The following is an 18,392-nucleotide window of genomic DNA, read 5'->3' as shown; positions in this document are numbered from 1 at the left end:
GCCGATCGGGCTGGCATTTTGACGGCGGGATGTACACAATAAAACAGAGAGCTATGCGACCGTTTCTGCTTCAATGGGTACGATCAGGCTTGCATGATTGCCTTTTGGTCCCTGGTGTACATCGAACCGGACGGACTGCCCGGCTTTGAGCGTTCTGTAACCATCCATCTGAATGGTGGAATAGTGAGCGAAGATATCCTCGCCGCCGCCTTCGGGGCAGATGAAGCCAAACCCTTTGGCGTTGTTGAACCACTTAACAGTACCCATTTCCATGCTTCGACATCCTTCGTAAATCTTATAAGTTAAGATGGAATGAACCGGTGGTGGAGTGGGGGCTGTTCAAAACCTCGCCATCTCACGCTTGTACAATTTAGAGAAACGAAAGAAGTCGTCAAGCGTTTGGCGCTTGAGATGGGACAATAATCAACCAAAGTTTGAAGCAGTTAACGCTATTGCAACAGTTTGTGACAGACATCGCGGATGACAGTAATAGATGATTGTTATCTAACATCTGAGGTAGATTCAAAGTGGTTATGCAAAATGGGTAAGACCAACGACTGGCTGGATTTTGACCAGCTGGCGGAAGATAAAGTGCGTGACGCGCTAAAACCGCCATCTATGTATAAAGTTATGTTAATGAACGATGATTACACGCCGATGGAATTTGTTATTGACGTGCTACAAAAGTTCTTTTCTTATGATGTAGAACGTGCAACGCAACTGATGCTTACCGTTCATTATCGTGGCAAAGCTATCTGCGGCATCTTTACCGCCGAAGTGGCGGAGACCAAAGTCGCGATGGTGAACGATTATGCGAGGGAGAACGAGCATCCGTTGCTGTGTACGCTGGAAAAGGCCTGATAAGGCATAAAATTTGGGGGAGGTGCCTATGCTCAATCAAGAACTGGAACTCAGTTTAAATATGGCTTTCGCCAGAGCGCGTGAGCACCGACATGAGTTTATGACCGTCGAGCATTTACTGCTCGCACTGCTTAGCAACCCATCTGCCCGCGAAGCGCTGGAAGCCTGCTCCGTGGATCTGGTGGCGCTACGTCAGGAACTCGAAGCCTTCATCGAACAAACCACACCGGTGCTGCCAGCCAGTGAAGAAGAGCGCGACACGCAGCCGACGCTCAGCTTCCAGCGCGTGTTGCAGCGTGCGGTCTTCCACGTCCAGTCTTCCGGACGTAGCGAAGTGACGGGCGCAAATGTGCTGGTCGCCATCTTCAGCGAGCAGGAGTCACAGGCAGCCTACCTGCTGCGCAAACACGAAGTCAGCCGACTCGACGTGGTTAACTTTATCTCTCACGGAACGCGTAAAGACGAGCCGAACCAGGCATCGGATTCCAGCAATCAGGTCAATAACAATGAAGAGCAAGCAGGCGGGGAGGATCGTATGGAAAACTTCACCACCAATCTCAACCAGCTTGCTCGCGTTGGCGGTATCGACCCGCTGATTGGTCGCGATAAAGAGCTGGAGCGCGCGATCCAGGTATTGTGCCGTCGCCGCAAGAACAACCCGCTGCTGGTGGGTGAATCCGGCGTCGGTAAAACCGCGATTGCCGAGGGGCTCGCCTGGCGTATTGTGCAGGGCGACGTACCGGAAGTGATTGCCGATTGCACCATTTACTCGCTGGATATTGGCTCGCTGCTGGCGGGCACTAAATACCGCGGCGATTTTGAAAAACGCTTTAAGGCGCTTTTGAAACAGCTTGAGCAGGACACCAACAGCATTCTGTTTATCGATGAGATCCACACCATCATCGGTGCCGGTGCGGCCTCGGGTGGCCAGGTGGATGCCGCTAACCTGATCAAACCGCTGCTCTCCAGCGGTAAGATCCGCGTGATTGGCTCTACAACGTATCAGGAGTTCAGCAACATCTTTGAGAAAGATCGTGCCCTGGCGCGTCGTTTCCAGAAAATCGATGTGACTGAACCCTCTGTTGAAGAAACCGTGCAGATCATCAACGGTCTGAAACCGAAGTACGAAGCGCACCACGATGTGCGTTATACCGCCAAAGCGGTGCGTGCGGCGGTGGAGCTGGCGGTGAAATACATCAACGATCGTCATCTGCCGGATAAGGCCATTGACGTGATTGATGAGGCAGGGGCGCGTGCGCGTCTGATGCCAGCCAGCAAGCGTAAGAAAACCGTTAACGTGGCGGATATCGAGACCGTGGTGGCCCGTATCGCGCGTATCCCTGAGAAGAGCGTTTCTCAGAGCGACCGCGACACGCTGCGCACCCTTGGCAATCGCCTGAAAATGCTGGTCTTTGGGCAGGATAAAGCCATTGAGGCGTTAACCGAAGCCATCAAGATGGCCCGTGCCGGACTGGGGCATGAACATAAGCCTGTCGGTTCCTTCCTGTTCGCCGGTCCGACCGGTGTGGGGAAAACCGAGGTCACGGTTCAGCTCTCCAAAGCGCTGGGCATTGAGCTGCTGCGTTTTGATATGTCCGAGTACATGGAGCGTCACACCGTCAGCCGTTTGATTGGTGCGCCTCCGGGCTATGTGGGCTTTGACCAGGGCGGTCTGTTAACTGACGCGGTGATCAAGCATCCGCACGCGGTACTGCTGCTCGATGAAATCGAGAAAGCGCACCCGGACGTGTTCAACATCCTGCTGCAGGTGATGGACAACGGGACGCTGACCGATAACAACGGGCGCAAGGCGGACTTCCGCAATGTCGTGCTGGTAATGACCACCAACGCCGGTGTACGTGAAACGGAGCGCAAATCTATCGGCCTTATCCATCAGGATAACAGCACCGATGCGATGGAAGAGATCAAGAAGATCTTTACGCCGGAGTTCCGTAACCGTCTGGACAACATTATCTGGTTCGATCACCTCTCTACCGAGGTTATCCATCAGGTAGTGGATAAGTTCATCGTCGAGCTGCAGGTTCAACTGGATCAGAAAGGCGTATCGCTGGAAGTGAGCCAGGAGGCCCGCAACTGGCTGGCTGAGAAAGGCTACGACCGTGCGATGGGGGCCCGTCCAATGGCGCGTGTGATTCAGGACAACCTGAAGAAACCGCTGGCGAACGAGCTGCTGTTTGGCTTGCTGGTAGATGGCGGCCAGGTGACAGTCGCGCTGGACCAGGAGAAGAATGAGCTGACGTACGATTTCCAGAGTGCGCAGAAGCACAAGCCGGAAGCGGCTCACTAATTTCCTGCATTAGTCTTAAAAACCGGGCAACTCACTGCCCGGTTTTTTTATCCCTGCCCGCACCGAAACTTTGCGAGGCGCTTTCCATATTTTCATCTCACTCATTGCTGTATAAATTCACAGTCCTAGAATGGCGGCGCACCTGCAAAATCAGGTGTCAGGATTGGCGTCCTGAAAGTGTGTGAGCAGCACCATTGCTGCAGGCTTCGTTCGCCCTAAGGAAAAGGGTATAATTCTGCATCTGGCGGGCGAATCGGAAGCTTCTTTTGAAGCGCCAGTAGCACACACACTGGTACGCCAATTCCTTTTCGTCCGCCGCCAGCGAATCTGGCGTTTCCTGCGGTGGTAACTCAACGTGTGTGAAGGTATTACCCAATGAATACAGAAAACTCTTTCTCCCAGCTCTACAGCGAACTCTCCCTCAACCCCGATCTCCCGACCCTGGCCGGGCGCTGCATGCTGCTCACCGAAATTCTGCTGGACTGCAACGCCCACCCGCAAACGCAGCCCGTGTGCCGCTGTTTAGGCGCGTATCTGGAAGAAGTCAAAAGCGGACTCACAGAATCAATGCGTGATTTTCAGATAGTGGAATTTGAGGAGGACGCTGAACCACCGCGACAAAAAGCGTGGCTTCTGGAAGATACCGAAACAAAGTGCGACTACTGCCGGGCAGTAAACCACGTGCTGCTGGTGTCCCATTTTGATCGGGATATGCTGCCGCACCTGACGGGATTGCTGCATGAGATGGTGCATTCCATGGCCGGGGATTTAATCACGCCGGCGCAGCCCCGCATGACAATACATCTTCCTGCCCGGCATTAAGCCGTTAAATAAAAAAGGCCGGGGTTAACCCGACCTTTATATATTCATCTGCCATTACAGGCGAAAACAATTAGCGACTACGGAAGACAATGCGGCCTTTGCTCAGGTCGTACGGGGTCAGTTCAACAGTCACTTTGTCGCCCGTTAAAATGCGGATATAGTTTTTGCGCATTTTACCGGAGATGTGCGCAGTTACCACGTGACCGTTTTCCAGCTCTACGCGAAACATGGTGTTAGGCAACGTATCAAGTACGGTACCCTGCATTTCAATATTGTCTTCTTTGGCCATCTAATCCTCTGGGGTATCACTACCAAGTTTTGAACCGGCAAGATAATGCCGAAATTCATCAATTAAGTAAAGAATTGCGCGTTTAAAACGCAGCAAAATAGTTTCGGCGCATTGCCCAAGCGTCACGGTACAACCGAACGGAAAGCGCATTCGTAAAGGGGATACAACAGGATAAACGTCAGGACGTTATCTGAAGCGGAGGACCCAAACGGCGGCGAGGCAACAGGCAGAACCTACTCTGCGGCATAATTATAACACCCTCACAAAAAATATGCGGAAAACATTTAGGCATTGGGCATAAAGAGCGTTCTTGGTACCCAGAAGTCTCGCGGCAGCTTCTCCTGACGGCAAACGTCCAGATGTTCTATGTAGTGGCGGCGGGGGATTTCAACCGCGCCGAGCGAGGCAGTATGCTCATTGAGGACCTGGCAATCCATCAGTTTTCCGCCGCGCTGGGCAAACTCCTGGCAGAAGATCAGCAGCGCGGTTTTCGAGGCATTCACGGCACGGGAGAACATCGATTCGCCGCAAAACAGCGTCCCCTGCGCAACGCCATACATCCCGCCGACGAGTTCACCGTCTTGCCAGACTTCAATGGAGTGCGCGAAACCCAGCTCATGCAGCTGGTGATAGGCGGTAATGATATCGCGGGTGATCCAGGTTCCTTCATGACGGTCTTCGGCACAGCCTTCAATGACCTGACCGAAGGCATGATTCAGGGTGACGCGGTAGGGTGATTTCGCATGGAAACGCTTCATGCTGCGGCTCAGGTGAAACTGCGCCGGCCACAGCACGGCACGGGGATCGGGCGACCACCATAAAATCGGGTCGCCGGGTGAAAACCACGGGAAAATGCCGCGCTGGTAAGCCATCAAAAGCCGCGCAGGACTGAGGTCGCCGCCAAGGGCCAGCAGCCCATTAGGTTCACGCAGCGCTCCCTCCGGCGAAGGGAACGCGATGTTATGACGAGAAAGCTGGACCAGGCGCATGACAGCAGAACTCCAATACGCGAGTTAGGATCGGTACAAATATAGTCTACAGACGCTGTTTAAACTGGTAGTAGCGACCCTGTTTCGCCAACAGTTCTGTGTGACTACCTTGCTCAATAATATGTCCGTTGTCCATCACAATTATCTGATCAAAACTCGCCAGCCCGCGCAGGCGGTGGGTGACCATCAGCACGGTTTTTCCGGTCATAACATGGGCCAGTAAATCAAGGATTTGGCTCTCGGTTGTTGCATCCAGCCCTTCGGTGGGTTCATCAAGCAGCATCAGTGGCGCATCGTGCAACAACGCGCGTGCAATCGCCAGACGGCGCAACTCGCCGCCGGAGAGCTGACGACCGCCTTCCCCGAGCCAGCCGTTCAGCCCGTCGTTCTCAAGCAGTTTTTGCAGCCCAACCTGCTCCAGCATGGCGCGCAGATCATCGTCGGAGGCCTGAGGTGCCGCGAGCAGCAGGTTATCACGCAGCGTCGCGCTGAAGAGGTGCACGCGCTGCGGAACCACGCTCACGGTCTTGCGCAGCGTCTGTTCGCTGAAGTCGGTCAGCGGCGTATCGTTAAACTGAATCTGACCGTGCTGCGGATCCCAGGCGCGGGTCAGCAACTGAAGAAGGGTGGATTTACCGCAACCGGTACGACCGAGGAGCGCAATCCGCTGGCCTGCTTTAACAGACAGCGTGATCCCTTCCAGCGCGTTTTGCGCCTGTTTTTCATAGGCAAAGGTGACGTTATCCAGGGTCAGCGCAACCTGCGCCGGCACGGCGGTCTGAGCGCCGCTGAATGTAACCTCCGGCTCCTGCTCGGCAATCTGGGTGATGCGCAGGGCAGAAGCGATGACCTGTCCGAGATGCTGGAAGGCGCCCGTCACCGGGGCCAGCGCTTCAAACGCGGCCAGGGCGCAGAAAACGAAGAGGGCAATCAGAGGGCCGGGCTGGGTATTTCCACCTACACCACCTGAAGCCATCCACAACATGGCGATGACCGCCACGCCGCCGATTAACATCATCAGCGCCTGGGAGAATGCCGTCAGCTCCGACTGGCGGCGCTGAGCTTCATGCCAGTTCAGCTCAGTGCTTTCCATTTGACTGCGATAACGCGAGCTGGCACCAAAAATGGTCAGTTCCGCCTGTCCCTGCAGCCAGGATGTCAGCTGCTGTCGGTAGTCGCCGCGCAGTCGCGTCAGGTTCTCTCCGGTGGATTTACCTGCACGATAAAACAGCGGTGGCAGGATAATCAGCGTCAGCAGCATGATGCTACCCAGCGTGAGCGCAACGGGAACGTCCAGAACCGACAACCCCAGCGTGACCACCACAATCACCACAAACGCCCCCACGATGGGTGAGATGACGCGCAGGTAAAGGTGATCCAGCGTGTCGACATCGGCTACGACACGGTTGAGTAACTCACCCTGACGAAAACGCGCCAGCCCGGCAGGGGAGAGGGGTAACAGTTTGCTGAAGGTGTAAATGCGCAGGTGCTGTAGCACGCGGAAAGTGGCGTCGTGGCTGACCAGACGCTCAAAATAACGTCCGGCAGTACGCGTGATTGCGGTGCCGCGAACGCCTGCCGCAGGAAGCATATAGTTAAAGCTGTATAAACCCGCGAACCCCGCGACGGCCGAAGCGGACAAGAACCAGCCGGAGAGCGTAAGCAGACCGATGCTGGCAAGCAGGGTAACAATCGCCAGCACAATGCCCAGCAGCAGCATCCATTTATGGCGTTTATAGAGCGCTAGATAAGGAAGCAGAGCACGCATCAGATATCCTCCTGACGGTTTGCCAGCAGGGTTGCAAACGGGCCCTGCGCGGCAACGAGAGAGGCGTAATCGCCTTGCTCAACAATATGACCATTTTCCATGACCCAAATCTGATCCCAGTCAGCAATACCTTCCAGCTGATGGGTGACCATCAGGGTGGTCTGCTGCCGCGAGGCCGCATTCAGGGCATCCATGACGCGTTGCTCACTGTGCGCGTCAAGGCTCGCTGCTGGCTCGTCGAGCAGCAAGAGCTGGCATGGGTTAAGCAGCGCGCGGGCAACCGCCACACGCTGGGCCTGACCGACTGACAGGCCGGCAGACTGGTCACCGACAACGGTATCGACACCCTGCGGAAGCTGCGGCAGAAACTCGCTGACCCAGGCGCGGTCGAGCACGGATTGCAGTTCATCGTCACGTGCATCCGGGCGAGCCAGCAGCACATTGTCTCGCAACGTGGCGGCAGGAAGCTGAGGGTTTTGTCCCACCCAGCTAAGCTGTTTACGCCAGGCAAGCGGATCGAGATCGCGCAGTTCAGTTTGGTTGATCCGCAGCGATCCGGTGTAGGCCATAAAACCCGATAGCGCATTGAGCAGAGAGCTTTTCCCTGAACCGCTGATGCCTACGAGCACCACACGTTTTCCGGCCGGAAGGGTAAAGTTAAGCGGGCCTGCCAGCACGTTGCCTTCAGGCGACAGAATGGAGAAATCACGCGCTTCAAGGGTAACCGGCTCTTTGGCGTTCAGCGTCACGTCACCGCGTTCCGGATGCGCCAGTGGCGTTTCCATAAACGTCTTCAGGCTGTCAGCCGCGCCCACGGCCTGCGCTTTTGCATGATAGAAGGTACCCAGATCGCGAAGCGGCTGGAAAAATTCGGGGGCCAGTATCAGCGCAAGGAAACCGGCTGAAAGGGTCACCGCCGTGCCGTAGTGGCCAAAATCCAGCGCGCCGAGATACGAGAAGCCAAAGTAGACCGCCACAAGTGCAATCGACAGCGAGGTAAAGAATTCGAGTACGCCGGAGGAGAGGAACGCCAGACGTAACACTTCCATGGTGCGCTGACGGAAATCCTGCGATGCGAGGCGGATATTTTCAGTTTCCGCTTCACCGCGGCCAAAAATGCGCAACGTTTCCATGCCGCGCAGACGGTCAAGGAAATGGCCGCTTAAGCGACCCAGAGCCAGAAAGTTACGTCGGTTAGCGTCCGCGGCACCCATGCCCACCAGCGCCATAAACAGCGGGATCAGCGGGGCTGTGCCCAGCAGGATCAGCGCTGCCATCCAGTTGACCGGGAAAATGGCGATGACAATCAGCAACGGAACGAAGACGGCTAGCGCCATCTGTGGCAGATAGCGCGCATAGTAGTCATGCATATCGTCAATCTGCTCAAGGATCAGCGTCGCCCAGCTTCCCGCGGGTTTACCCTGGATCCACGCCGGACCGGCCTCCTGAAGGCGGTCAAGCACCTGACGGCGGATCTCATAGCGGATATGCTGTCCGGCGTGAAAACCCACGCGCTCACGCAGCCAGACCACCCAGGCACGAAGAACAAAAATCAGGATCAGGACGATAAAGGGCAACAGGAGCGCTTCGCGCGGAATGTTCTCCATGATCATGTGATTAAGAATGCGGGCCAGCAGCCATGCCTGGGCAACAATCAACAGACCACTGACAAACCCCAGAAAACGGGAGATTGTTAGCCAGCGGCGGGAAAGAACGCTTTGCTGTTTCAGCCAGCGTGTTAACTCTTGTTGACGGGTTTTTTCCATTGCGTACTTAGCAGGTGACGTTATTAGAAGTTGGGCAGCGCAATGTTACAACGGAGAGACAATAAAGGCGACTTATCGCCGCCTTTATTTACGTTTGTTACTGACTTGTAAAGATTATTTACCTTGTTCCGCCAGCCCGTCGAGGTAGCGTTCCGCGTCCAGCGCGGCCATACAGCCGGTGCCAGCAGAGGTGATCGCCTGACGGTAGATATGGTCCATCACATCGCCAGCAGCGAATACGCCAGGAATGCTGGTCTGGGTCGCGTTGCCGTGAATACCGGACTGCACTTTGATGTAGCCGTTTTCCAGCTCCAGTTGCCCCTCGAAAATCGCGGTGTTCGGGCTGTGACCGATCGCCACAAACAGACCCGCCACTTCCAGCGTTTCGACGTTATCGGTGTTCTGGGTATCACGAATACGCAGACCGGCAACGCCCATCTGATCGCCCGTGACTTCTTCCAGGGTACGGTTGGTGTGCAGCACGATATTGCCACTCGCCACTTTATCCATCAGACGTTTGATCAGGATCTTCTCTGCGCGGAAGGTGTCACGACGGTGGATCAGGTGCACTTCAGAGGCGATGTTCGCCAGATAAAGGGCTTCTTCCACGGCAGTGTTGCCGCCACCGATAACCGCCACTTTCTGGTTGCGATAGAAGAAACCATCGCAGGTTGCGCAGGCGGAAACGCCACGGCCTTTGAATGCTTCTTCAGACGGCAGACCGAGATAACGGGCAGAAGCGCCGGTCGCGATGATCAGCGCATCACAGGTGTACTCGCCACTGTCGCCCGTCAGACGGAACGGACGGTTCTGCAGGTCAACCTTGTTGATATGATCGAACAGAATTTCGGTTTCGAATTTCGTCGCATGCTCGTGCATACGCTCCATCAGCAGCGGCCCGGTCAGGTCGTTCGGGTCGCCTGGCCAGTTTTCCACTTCCGTGGTGGTGGTCAGCTGACCGCCTTTTTCCATGCCGGTAATCAGAACCGGTTGCAGGTTAGCGCGTGCAGCATAGACCGCCGCGGTATATCCCGCAGGTCCAGAACCAAGAATTAGCAGCTTACTGTGTTTGGCCGTGCCCATGAGATCCCCATTGTTGTTGGCAGACATTTGGCTGGATTGTAGGGAATTTGTTGCCGTAAAAAAAGAGCGCAGCAATTTTGATATCGATATGTGCAATAGCCAGCGACGATGAATTAAGCGCTATAACATCACGCTTTGCGCCGAAATTCGCTCGTTTGTACGGCAATAAAATGAGGATTAATACCCTGCCGTAATGAATATCCGGCATGTTGTACTAAAAATCGATGTTTTGCTTTGACAATCCCCTGCGCTTTTGCGAAAACATTCAAGGAAGAAAAAAAACCGCGTTAACCGCATGCCGCATAGGCATGCACGTAAATGCCATTTTTACCGGGTCAGTGAAATCTACGCATGGCGTGGACAGACGCCATACGTGATATCGGTGACTGCCTTCGGGCAACGGTCTTCTTACCAACAGAACCCGAATCCGCATCGCGTCTAATACATAACCAGGCGATGTGATGACTAACGGGTACAGGCTCTGAACAGTGATGTGCACAGGGTCCAGGCAGGAGTAGGGAAGGAATACAGAGAGACAATAATAATGGTAGATAGCAAGAAGCGCCCTGGCAAAGATCTCGACCGTATCGATCGTAACATTCTTAATGAATTGCAAAAGGATGGGCGTATTTCCAACGTCGAGCTTTCAAAACGTGTGGGACTTTCCCCGACGCCGTGCCTTGAGCGTGTGCGCCGACTGGAAAGACAGGGTTTCATTCAGGGCTATACGGCTCTGTTGAACCCGCATTATCTGGATGCCTCACTTCTGGTATTTGTTGAGATTACTCTGAATCGTGGTGCGCCGGATGTGTTTGAGCAATTTAACGCCGCTGTACAAAAACTTGAAGAAATTCAAGAGTGTCATCTGGTATCCGGTGATTTCGACTACCTGTTGAAAACCCGTGTGCCTGATATGTCCGCCTACCGTAAGCTGCTGGGTGAAACCCTGCTGCGTCTGCCGGGCGTGAATGACACCCGTACCTATGTGGTGATGGAAGAAGTCAAACAGAGCAATCGTCTGGTTATTAAGACGCGCTAACACGGAACAGGTGCAAAATCAGTGTAGTTTGATTACACTCCTGTTAATCCATACAGCAACAGTGCCGGGGATACCCGGCGCTGTTGTCCGTTTTAGCAAACAGGCAGGATATGCCTGATACCTGGAGAGCCTTTCTTGAGCCAGGAATACACTGAAGACAAAGAAGTCACATTATCGAAGCTAAGCAGCGGACGTCGTCTCCTCGAGGCTTTGCTGATTGTTATTGCCCTTTTTGCCGTCTGGCTGATGGCAGCCCTACTCAGTTTCAACCCCTCAGATCCCAGCTGGTCACAAACCGCCTGGCATGAGCCTATCCATAACTTAGGCGGTGTTCCCGGCGCCTGGCTTGCAGATACGCTCTTCTTCATTTTCGGGGTGATGGCCTACACCCTTCCCGTCATTATCATTGGCGGATGCTGGTTTGCCTGGCGCCATCGTCAAAACGATGACTATATCGACTATTTCGCGGTGTCGCTGCGCCTGATTGGCGCACTGGCGCTGATCCTCACCTCGTGTGGGCTGGCGGCTATCAACGCCGATGATATCTGGTATTTTGCCTCTGGCGGGGTGATCGGCAGCCTGTTGAGCTCTGCGCTACAGCCCATGCTTCACAGCAGCGGTGGCACGCTTGCGTTGCTCTGTATCTGGGCGGCAGGACTGACGCTGTTCACCGGCTGGTCGTGGGTGAGCATCGCCGAGAAGATCGGCAGCTTTATCCTTACCCTCCTGACCTTCGCCAGCAACCGTACCCGTCGCGACGATACGTGGGTTGACGAAGATGAATATGAAGATGAGTACGAAGAGGAAGACGATGCTCCCGTTCAGCGTCGCGAATCTCGTCGTGCCCGCATTATGCGCGGCGCGCTGGCGCGTCGTCAGCGTGTTGCCGAGAAATTTGCCAACCCGCTAGGCCGTAAAACCGATGCGGCGCTCTTCTCCGGCAAACGCATGGATGAAGACGATCAGGTTGAATACCGTGCAGCCGGTGCGGCTGTCGATCCAAACGATGTGCTCTTCTCCGGCAACCGTGCCACGCCGGGAGCGTTTGATGAATACGACCCGCTGTTAAATGGCCACTCCGTGACCGAGCCGGTCGCTGCAGCGGCCGCCGCCACTACGGCTTCACAGGCGTATGCCGCTCCAGCCGATGCGGTGATGCCTTCAGCACCGGTTCCACCACCCGAATCCGCCATTCAGCAACCTCAGGTGGAGTGGCAAACCGCCCCTGGCGTTCATACGCCTGAGCCGGTTATTGCGCCAGAGCCAGAGAGCTATATTCCTGTCCAGCAGGAAGCCTGGCAGCAGCCTTATCAGCCGGAGCCGGCATATGAGCCTCAGGGATATCCGCAGTACGCGCAGCCTGCCGCACAGCCTCATCAGGAGTACGTGCCGGAGCCGGTTGAACCTGAACAGCCATACGTAGCGCCTCAGCCAGAGCCTGACGTGGTGGAAGAGGCGAAACCGTCTCGTCCGCCATTGTACTATTTTGAAGAGGTCGAAGAGCGTCGTGCCCGCGAGCGTGAACAGCTGGCGGCCTGGTATCAGCCTGTGCCTGAACCGGTGCAGGAGCCTGTAACCAAAGCACCTTCTGTTTCGGTTCCTCCGGTTGATCCAACGCCTGCCGTTGCACCTGTTGCTGAAAGCGTGAAGCAGGCTACAGCGGCAGCCGCTGCGGCTGCCCCGGTCTTTAGCCTCGCCACAGGCGGTGCGCCACGTCCACAGGTGAAAGAGGGCATTGGCCCGCAGTTACCTCGCCCAAACCGTGTTCGCGTGCCAACGCGGCGTGAGCTGGCCTCCTACGGTATTAAGTTGCCTTCTCAGCGTATGGCTGAGGAGAAAGCGCGCGAGAATGAGTATGAAGATGACGTTGATGAAATGCATCAGGATGAACTGGCGCGCCAGTTCGCCGCGCAGCAGCATCAGCGCTATGGCGAAGAATACCAGCATGAAGTGCATCATCCACAAGACGAAGATGACGCGGCTGAGGCGGAATTAGCGCGCCAGTTCGCGGCCACGCAGCAGCAGCGTTATGCCGGTGAGCAGCCTGCCGGAGCGAATCCGTTCTCGCTGTCGGATTTTGAATTCTCGCCAATGAAAGATCTGGTTGATGATGGCCCGAGCGAGCCGCTGTTCACGCCGAGCGTGATGCCGGACGCTGAACCGACGCGTCCGCAGACTGCGCCAGCACCGCAAGCGTATGCACAGCCGCAACAACCGGCACCGCAGGCGTATGCACAGCCGCAACAACCGGCACCGCAGGCGCATGCACAGCCGCAACAACCGGCACCGCAGGCGTATGCACAACCGCAGCAACCGGCGCCGCAGGCTTACGCGCAACCGCAGCAGCCACCACAGCCGCCGCAGTTCCAGCAGCCTCAGGCACAGCCGCAGGAGAGTCTCATTCACCCGCTGCTGATGCGTAATGGCGACAGCCGTCCGTTGCAGCGTCCAAGCACGCCTCTGCCGTCGCTGGATCTGTTAACCCCACCGCCGGCTGAAGTCGAGCCGGTCGATACCTTTGCTCTTGAGCAGATGGCTCGTCTGGTGGAAGCGCGTCTGGCGGACTTCCGTATCAAGGCTGATGTGGTCAACTACTCCCCAGGGCCGGTGATCACTCGCTTCGAACTTAATCTGGCACCAGGCGTAAAAGCCGCGCGTATTTCTAACCTTTCCCGTGACCTGGCGCGTTCTCTGTCGACCGTGGCGGTGCGTGTTGTAGAGGTTATTCCGGGTAAACCTTACGTCGGTCTTGAACTGCCGAATAAGAAACGTCAGACCGTTTACCTGCGCGAAGTCCTGGATAACGCGAAGTTCCGCGACAACCCGTCACCGCTGAGCGTGGTTCTGGGTAAAGATATTGCGGGCGAGCCGGTGGTGGCCGATCTGGCAAAAATGCCTCACCTGCTGGTGGCAGGTACCACCGGCTCCGGTAAATCCGTCGGTGTGAACGCCATGATCCTCAGCATGCTCTATAAAGCGCAGCCGGAAGATGTTCGTTTCATCATGATCGACCCGAAAATGCTGGAACTGTCGGTCTATGAAGGTATCCCGCATCTGCTGACAGAAGTGGTTACCGACATGAAAGACGCGGCCAATGCCCTGCGCTGGAGCGTTAATGAGATGGAGCGTCGCTACAAGCTGATGTCTGCGCTGGGCGTGCGTAACCTTGCCGGTTATAACGAGAAAATCGCCGAGGCGGCACGGATGGGTCGTCCGATTCCGGACCCTTACTGGAAACCGGGCGACAGCATGGATGCCCAACATCCGGTGCTGGAAAAACTGCCTTACATCGTCGTGCTGGTGGATGAATTCGCTGACCTGATGATGACCGTCGGTAAAAAAGTGGAAGAGCTGATTGCACGTCTGGCGCAAAAAGCGCGTGCGGCCGGCATCCACCTGGTTCTGGCGACGCAGCGTCCGTCTGTGGACGTTATTACGGGTCTGATCAAAGCGAACATTCCAACCCGTATCGCGTTTACCGTATCGAGCAAAATTGACTCGCGTACTATTCTCGACCAGGGTGGCGCGGAGTCGCTGCTGGGTATGGGGGACATGCTTTACTCTGGCCCGAACTCCACCTCTCCGGTGCGTGTTCACGGCGCATTTGTTCGCGACCAGGAAGTTCACGCCGTGGTGCAGGACTGGAAAGCGCGCGGTCGTCCGCAATATGTTGATGGCATTACCTCCGACAGCGAAAGCGAAGGCGGCGGTGGTGGCCTGGACGGCGGCGAGGAGCTGGATCCGTTATTCGACCAGGCGGTTAACTTCGTCACCGAAAAACGTAAAGCCTCTATCTCGGGTGTGCAGCGTCAGTTCCGCATCGGCTACAACCGCGCAGCGCGCATCATCGAGCAGATGGAAGCGCAGGGCATTGTGAGCGAGCAGGGGCACAACGGTAACCGTGAGGTGCTGGCACCGCCGCCGTTTGATTAACCTTCAGTGATTGCAAAGAAGGGTAAATCAGCCAAAATTAAGCATTTTCTTCTGTCGCCTGCCTTCGGGCAGGTACACAATAGAGGGCAGAACCCCATATCGGGATGACGTATTTTAAGGAATAACAATGAAAAAAATCGCAATCGCCTGTGCATTACTCACCAGTTTTGTCGCCAGCAGCGTCTGGGCTGATGCGGCAAGCGACCTTAAAAGCCGACTGGATAAAGTGAGCAGTTTCCACGCCAGCTTCACGCAAAAAGTGACTGACGGCAGTGGCAATGCGGTGCAGGAAGGTCAGGGGGATTTGTGGGTAAAACGCCCGAATCTGTTTAACTGGCATATGACTCAGCCGGATGAGAGCATCCTGGTTTCTGACGGTAAGACCCTGTGGTTCTACAACCCGTTTGTCGAGCAGGCTACCGCGACCTGGCTGAAAGACGCGACCAGCAATACGCCTTTCATGCTGATTGCGCGTAACCAGTCCAGCGACTGGCAGCAGTACAATATCAAACAGAATGGTGATGAGTTTGTTCTGACGCCGAAAGGCAGCAATGGCAACCTGAAACAGTTCACCATCAACGTGAGCACCAACGGAACCATCAATCAGTTTGGTGCGGTTGAGCAGGACGACCAGCGTAGCAGCTACCAGCTCAAGACCCAGCAAAACGGCGCGGTTGACGCGTCTAAATTCACCTTTACCCCGCCGCAGGGCGTAACGGTGGACGATCAGCGCAACAAGTAAGAGGCATGAGTGAGCAATCTGTCGCTCGATTTTTCTGAGAATGCGTTTCAACCTCTGGCCGCTCGTATGCGGCCAGAAAATTTAGCGCAGTACATCGGCCAGCAACACCTGCTGGCTGCGGGGAAACCCTTGCCGCGTGCTATTGAGGCCGGGCATCTGCACTCCATGATCCTCTGGGGCCCACCCGGTACAGGCAAAACCACGCTCGCGGAAGTTATCGCCCGCTATGCTAACGCGGATGTCGAGCGCATCTCGGCGGTCACGTCCGGCGTGAAGGAGATCCGCGAGGCGATTGAACGTGCGCGGCAAAACCGCAATGCCGGGCGACGTACCATTCTCTTTGTCGACGAAGTTCACCGTTTCAATAAAAGCCAGCAGGATGCTTTCCTGCCGCACATTGAAGACGGCACCATTTTCTTCATCGGTGCCACCACCGAAAACCCGTCGTTTGAGCTCAATTCCGCACTGCTTTCCCGTGCACGTGTTTACCTGCTCAAATCCCTGACCGTGGAGGATATTGAACAGGTTCTCACGCAGGCGATGAACGATAACGCGCACGGCTACGGCGGGCAGGATATCGTTCTGCCTGACGACACGCGCCGGGCGATCGCTGAACTGGTTAACGGCGACGCCCGCCGGGCACTCAATACGCTGGAAATGATGGCCGATATGGCCGAAGTGGATGCGTCCGGCAAACGGGTACTGAAACCGGCGTTGCTCACCGAAATCGCCGGGGAGCGCAGCGCGCGTTTCGACAATAAAGGCGATCGGTTTTACGATCTAATTTCGGCACTGCATAAGTCCGTGCGCGGCAGCGCGCCCGATGCGGCGCTTTACTGGTATGCCCGCATTATCACCGCCGGTGGCGATCCGCTGTATGTGGCCCGTCGCTGCCTGGCGATTGCCTCTGAAGATGTCGGGAATGCCGACCCGCGCGCCATGCAGGTGGCTATTTCGGCCTGGGACTGTTTTACCCGCGTCGGGCCTGCTGAAGGCGAGCGTGCTATCGCTCAGGCGATTGTTTATCTGGCCTGCGCACCGAAAAGTAACGCTGTCTATACCGCCTTTAAAGCGGCCATGTCCGACGCTCGTGAACGCCCGGATTATGACGTGCCGGTACATCTGCGCAATGCGCCGACCAAACTGATGAAAGAGATGGGGTATGGGCAGGAGTACCGCTACGCCCACGACGAACCCAATGCCTACGCCGCCGGGGAGGAATATTTCCCGCAGGAGATGGCACAAACCCGCTATTATCACCCCACAAACAGAGGTCTTGAAGGCAAGATTGGCGAAAAGCTCGCCTGGCTCGCCGGACAGGATCAAAATAGCCCTATAAAACGCTACCGTTAGTGCGATCGTTGCGGTAATGTTGGCAATGTATCCCTGTGGCCGCAGGCTGTGGTCACATTTTCCTATTTTAATTCGATAAGCACAGGATAAGCATGCTCGATCCCAATCTGCTGCGTAATGAGCCAGACGCAGTCGCTGAAAAACTGGCACGCCGGGGCTTTAAGCTGGATGTAGATAAGCTGCGCGCTCTTGAAGAGCGTCGTAAAGTTCTGCAGGTACAAACTGAAAATCTGCAGGCAGAGCGTAATTCTCGATCGAAATCCATCGGCCAGGCGAAAGCGCGCGGGGAAGACATTGAGCCATTACGCCTGGAAGTGAACAAACTGGGTGAAGAGCTGGATCAGGCGAAAGCGGAGCTGGACGTGCTTCAGGCCGAGATCCGTGATATCGCGCTGGCGATCCCGAACATTCCTGACGATAGCGTACCTGTCGGTAAAGATGAAAACGACAACGTTGAAGTGAAACGCTGGGGCACGCCTCGCGAGTTCGACTTCGAGGTTCGCGATCATGTGACCCTGGGCGAAATGCATGCCGGCCTGGACTTTGCGGCCGCAGTTAAGCTGACCGGTTCTCGCTTCGTTGTGATGAAAGGCCAGATTGCTCATCTGCATCGCGCTCTGGCGCAGTTTATGCTGGATCTGCACACCGAGCAGCACGGCTACAGCGAAACCTACGTCCCGTATCTGGTTAACCACGATACGCTGTACGGTACTGGCCAGCTGCCAAAATTTGCCGGCGATCTGTTCCACACCCGTCCGCTGGACGAGGAAGCTGACAGCAGCAACTACGCGCTGATCCCAACTGCGGAAGTGCCGCTGACTAACCTCGTGCGTGATGAGATCATCGACGAAGACGACCTGCCAATCAAACTGACAGCACACTCTCCGTGCTTCCGTTCTGAAGCGGGTTCTTACGGTCGCGACACCCGTGGTCTGATCCGTATGCACCAGTTCGACAAAGTAGAGATGGTGCAGATTGTCCGCCCGGAAGAGTCGATGGACGCGCTGGAAGAGATGACCGGCCACGCTGAGAAAGTGCTGGAGCTGCTGGGTCTGCCGTACCGTCGTATGGCGCTGTGCACCGGTGATATGGGCTTTGGTGCCTGCAAAACCTTCGACCTGGAAGTCTGGGTTCCTGCGCAGAATACCTACCGTGAAATCTCCTCCTGCTCTAACGTCTGGGATTTCCAGGCGCGTCGTATGCAGGCACGTTGCCGCAGCAAGTCTGACAAGAAAACCCGTCTGGTGCATACCCTGAACGGTTCTGGTCTGGCTGTCGGTCGTACACTGGTTGCCGTGCTGGAAAACTATCAGCAGGCGGACGGTCGTATTGAGATCCCTGAAGTGCTGCGTCCGTACATGAAAGGCCAGCAGTACATCGGTTAATGATTTGACGTGAAACAAAAAAGCGCCTCAGGGCGCTTTTTTTTATACCTTAGA

Annotated in this window: 14 protein-coding genes; 8 read left to right on the top strand and 6 right to left on the bottom strand. The window is 55.7% G+C overall.

Translation table 11 applies throughout. From position 1 onward, the window contains the following. Positions 1–51: 51 nt before the first annotated feature. Positions 52–273, bottom strand: coding sequence for a cold shock-like protein CspD (gene cspD, locus L466_RS06345; protein ID WP_008499993.1), 222 nt, complete (start codon positions 271–273; stop codon positions 52–54). A 267-nt stretch (positions 274–540) separates the two neighbouring features. On the opposite strand from cspD, the gene clpS reads away from it, so the two are divergent. The 3 genes from clpS (at position 541) to L466_RS06360 (ending at position 3,991) form a co-directional block, all read left to right on the top strand. After that, positions 541–861, top strand: coding sequence for an ATP-dependent Clp protease adapter ClpS (clpS, locus tag L466_RS06350; RefSeq protein ID WP_006174393.1), 321 nt, complete (start codon positions 541–543; stop codon positions 859–861). A gap of 28 nt (positions 862–889) precedes the next feature. Further along, complete coding sequence (gene clpA / locus L466_RS06355; RefSeq protein ID WP_020884836.1) at positions 890–3,169, top strand: ATP-dependent Clp protease ATP-binding subunit ClpA; 2,280 nt, start codon at positions 890–892, stop codon at positions 3,167–3,169. A gap of 375 nt (positions 3,170–3,544) precedes the next feature. After that, entirely contained in the window at positions 3,545–3,991 is a 447-nt protein-coding gene (locus tag L466_RS06360) for a hypothetical protein (RefSeq protein WP_032681340.1), read from the top strand. 70 nt (positions 3,992–4,061) lie between these two features. On the opposite strand, the gene infA is transcribed toward L466_RS06360, so the two are convergent. From infA to trxB, 5 genes are all read right to left on the bottom strand, one after another. After that, entirely contained in the window at positions 4,062–4,280 is a 219-nt protein-coding gene (infA, locus tag L466_RS06365) for a translation initiation factor IF-1 (RefSeq protein WP_002211347.1), read from the bottom strand. A gap of 284 nt (positions 4,281–4,564) precedes the next feature. Then, the gene (aat, locus tag L466_RS06370; RefSeq protein ID WP_014169362.1) at positions 4,565–5,269 is read right to left on the bottom strand and encodes a leucyl/phenylalanyl-tRNA--protein transferase; all 705 of its coding nucleotides are present in this window, start codon (positions 5,267–5,269) and stop codon (positions 4,565–4,567) included. 46 nt (positions 5,270–5,315) lie between these two features. Next, positions 5,316–7,037 (bottom strand): heme ABC transporter ATP-binding protein/permease CydC, encoded by a 1,722-nt coding sequence (gene cydC / locus L466_RS06375; RefSeq protein ID WP_032681339.1) that lies wholly within the window; start codon positions 7,035–7,037, stop codon positions 5,316–5,318. After that, positions 7,037–8,803, bottom strand: a complete 1,767-nt coding sequence (gene cydD / locus L466_RS06380) for a heme ABC transporter permease/ATP-binding protein CydD (RefSeq protein ID WP_032681338.1) — start codon at positions 8,801–8,803, stop codon at positions 7,037–7,039. The genes cydC and cydD overlap by 1 nt, the downstream gene beginning before the upstream one ends. A 114-nt stretch (positions 8,804–8,917) precedes the next feature. Further along, the gene (trxB, locus tag L466_RS06385) at positions 8,918–9,886 is read right to left on the bottom strand and encodes a thioredoxin-disulfide reductase (protein WP_025204565.1); all 969 of its coding nucleotides are present in this window, start codon (positions 9,884–9,886) and stop codon (positions 8,918–8,920) included. A 544-nt stretch (positions 9,887–10,430) separates the two neighbouring features. On the opposite strand from trxB, the gene lrp reads away from it, so the two are divergent. From lrp to serS, 5 genes are all read left to right on the top strand, one after another. After that, positions 10,431–10,925, top strand: coding sequence for a leucine-responsive transcriptional regulator Lrp (lrp, locus tag L466_RS06390; RefSeq protein ID WP_000228469.1), 495 nt, complete (start codon positions 10,431–10,433; stop codon positions 10,923–10,925). A 135-nt stretch (positions 10,926–11,060) separates the two neighbouring features. Then, complete coding sequence (ftsK, locus tag L466_RS06395; RefSeq protein ID WP_032681337.1) at positions 11,061–14,858, top strand: DNA translocase FtsK; 3,798 nt, start codon at positions 11,061–11,063, stop codon at positions 14,856–14,858. A 127-nt stretch (positions 14,859–14,985) separates the two neighbouring features. Beyond that, on the top strand, positions 14,986–15,600 hold the full coding sequence (lolA, locus tag L466_RS06400; RefSeq protein WP_014169368.1) for an outer membrane lipoprotein periplasmic chaperone LolA: 615 nt from the start codon (positions 14,986–14,988) through the stop codon (positions 15,598–15,600). A gap of 9 nt (positions 15,601–15,609) precedes the next feature. Further along, positions 15,610–16,953 carry a replication-associated recombination protein RarA gene (gene rarA / locus L466_RS06405; RefSeq protein WP_032681336.1) on the top strand — a complete coding sequence of 448 codons (1,344 nt, stop codon included), beginning with the start codon at positions 15,610–15,612 and terminating at the stop codon, positions 16,951–16,953. A 92-nt stretch (positions 16,954–17,045) separates the two neighbouring features. Further along, entirely contained in the window at positions 17,046–18,338 is a 1,293-nt protein-coding gene (serS, locus tag L466_RS06410) for a serine--tRNA ligase (protein WP_008499983.1), read from the top strand. Positions 18,339–18,392: the final 54 nt, after the last annotated feature.

It is taken from the genome of Enterobacter sp. BIDMC 30, assembly GCF_000534355.1.
GTDB classification, from domain to species: Bacteria; Pseudomonadota; Gammaproteobacteria; order Enterobacterales; family Enterobacteriaceae; genus Enterobacter; species Enterobacter ludwigii.
Note: the sequence above shows the minus strand (reverse complement) of the source record. Positions and strands in the feature narration are given on the sequence as shown.

Coding starts and splice junctions, on each gene's coding strand:
- cspD (WP_008499993.1), bottom strand. CDS start 273: ATGGAAATGGGTACTGTTAAGTGGTTCAACAACGCCAAAGGGTTTGGC.
- clpS (WP_006174393.1), top strand. CDS start 541: ATGGGTAAGACCAACGACTGGCTGGATTTTGACCAGCTGGCGGAAGAT.
- clpA (WP_020884836.1), top strand. CDS start 890: ATGCTCAATCAAGAACTGGAACTCAGTTTAAATATGGCTTTCGCCAGA.
- L466_RS06360 (WP_032681340.1), top strand. CDS start 3,545: ATGAATACAGAAAACTCTTTCTCCCAGCTCTACAGCGAACTCTCCCTC.
- infA (WP_002211347.1), bottom strand. CDS start 4,280: ATGGCCAAAGAAGACAATATTGAAATGCAGGGTACCGTACTTGATACG.
- aat (WP_014169362.1), bottom strand. CDS start 5,269: ATGCGCCTGGTCCAGCTTTCTCGTCATAACATCGCGTTCCCTTCGCCG.
- cydC (WP_032681339.1), bottom strand. CDS start 7,037: ATGCGTGCTCTGCTTCCTTATCTAGCGCTCTATAAACGCCATAAATGG.
- cydD (WP_032681338.1), bottom strand. CDS start 8,803: ATGGAAAAAACCCGTCAACAAGAGTTAACACGCTGGCTGAAACAGCAA.
- trxB (WP_025204565.1), bottom strand. CDS start 9,886: ATGGGCACGGCCAAACACAGTAAGCTGCTAATTCTTGGTTCTGGACCT.
- lrp (WP_000228469.1), top strand. CDS start 10,431: ATGGTAGATAGCAAGAAGCGCCCTGGCAAAGATCTCGACCGTATCGAT.
- lolA (WP_014169368.1), top strand. CDS start 14,986: ATGAAAAAAATCGCAATCGCCTGTGCATTACTCACCAGTTTTGTCGCC.
- serS (WP_008499983.1), top strand. CDS start 17,046: ATGCTCGATCCCAATCTGCTGCGTAATGAGCCAGACGCAGTCGCTGAA.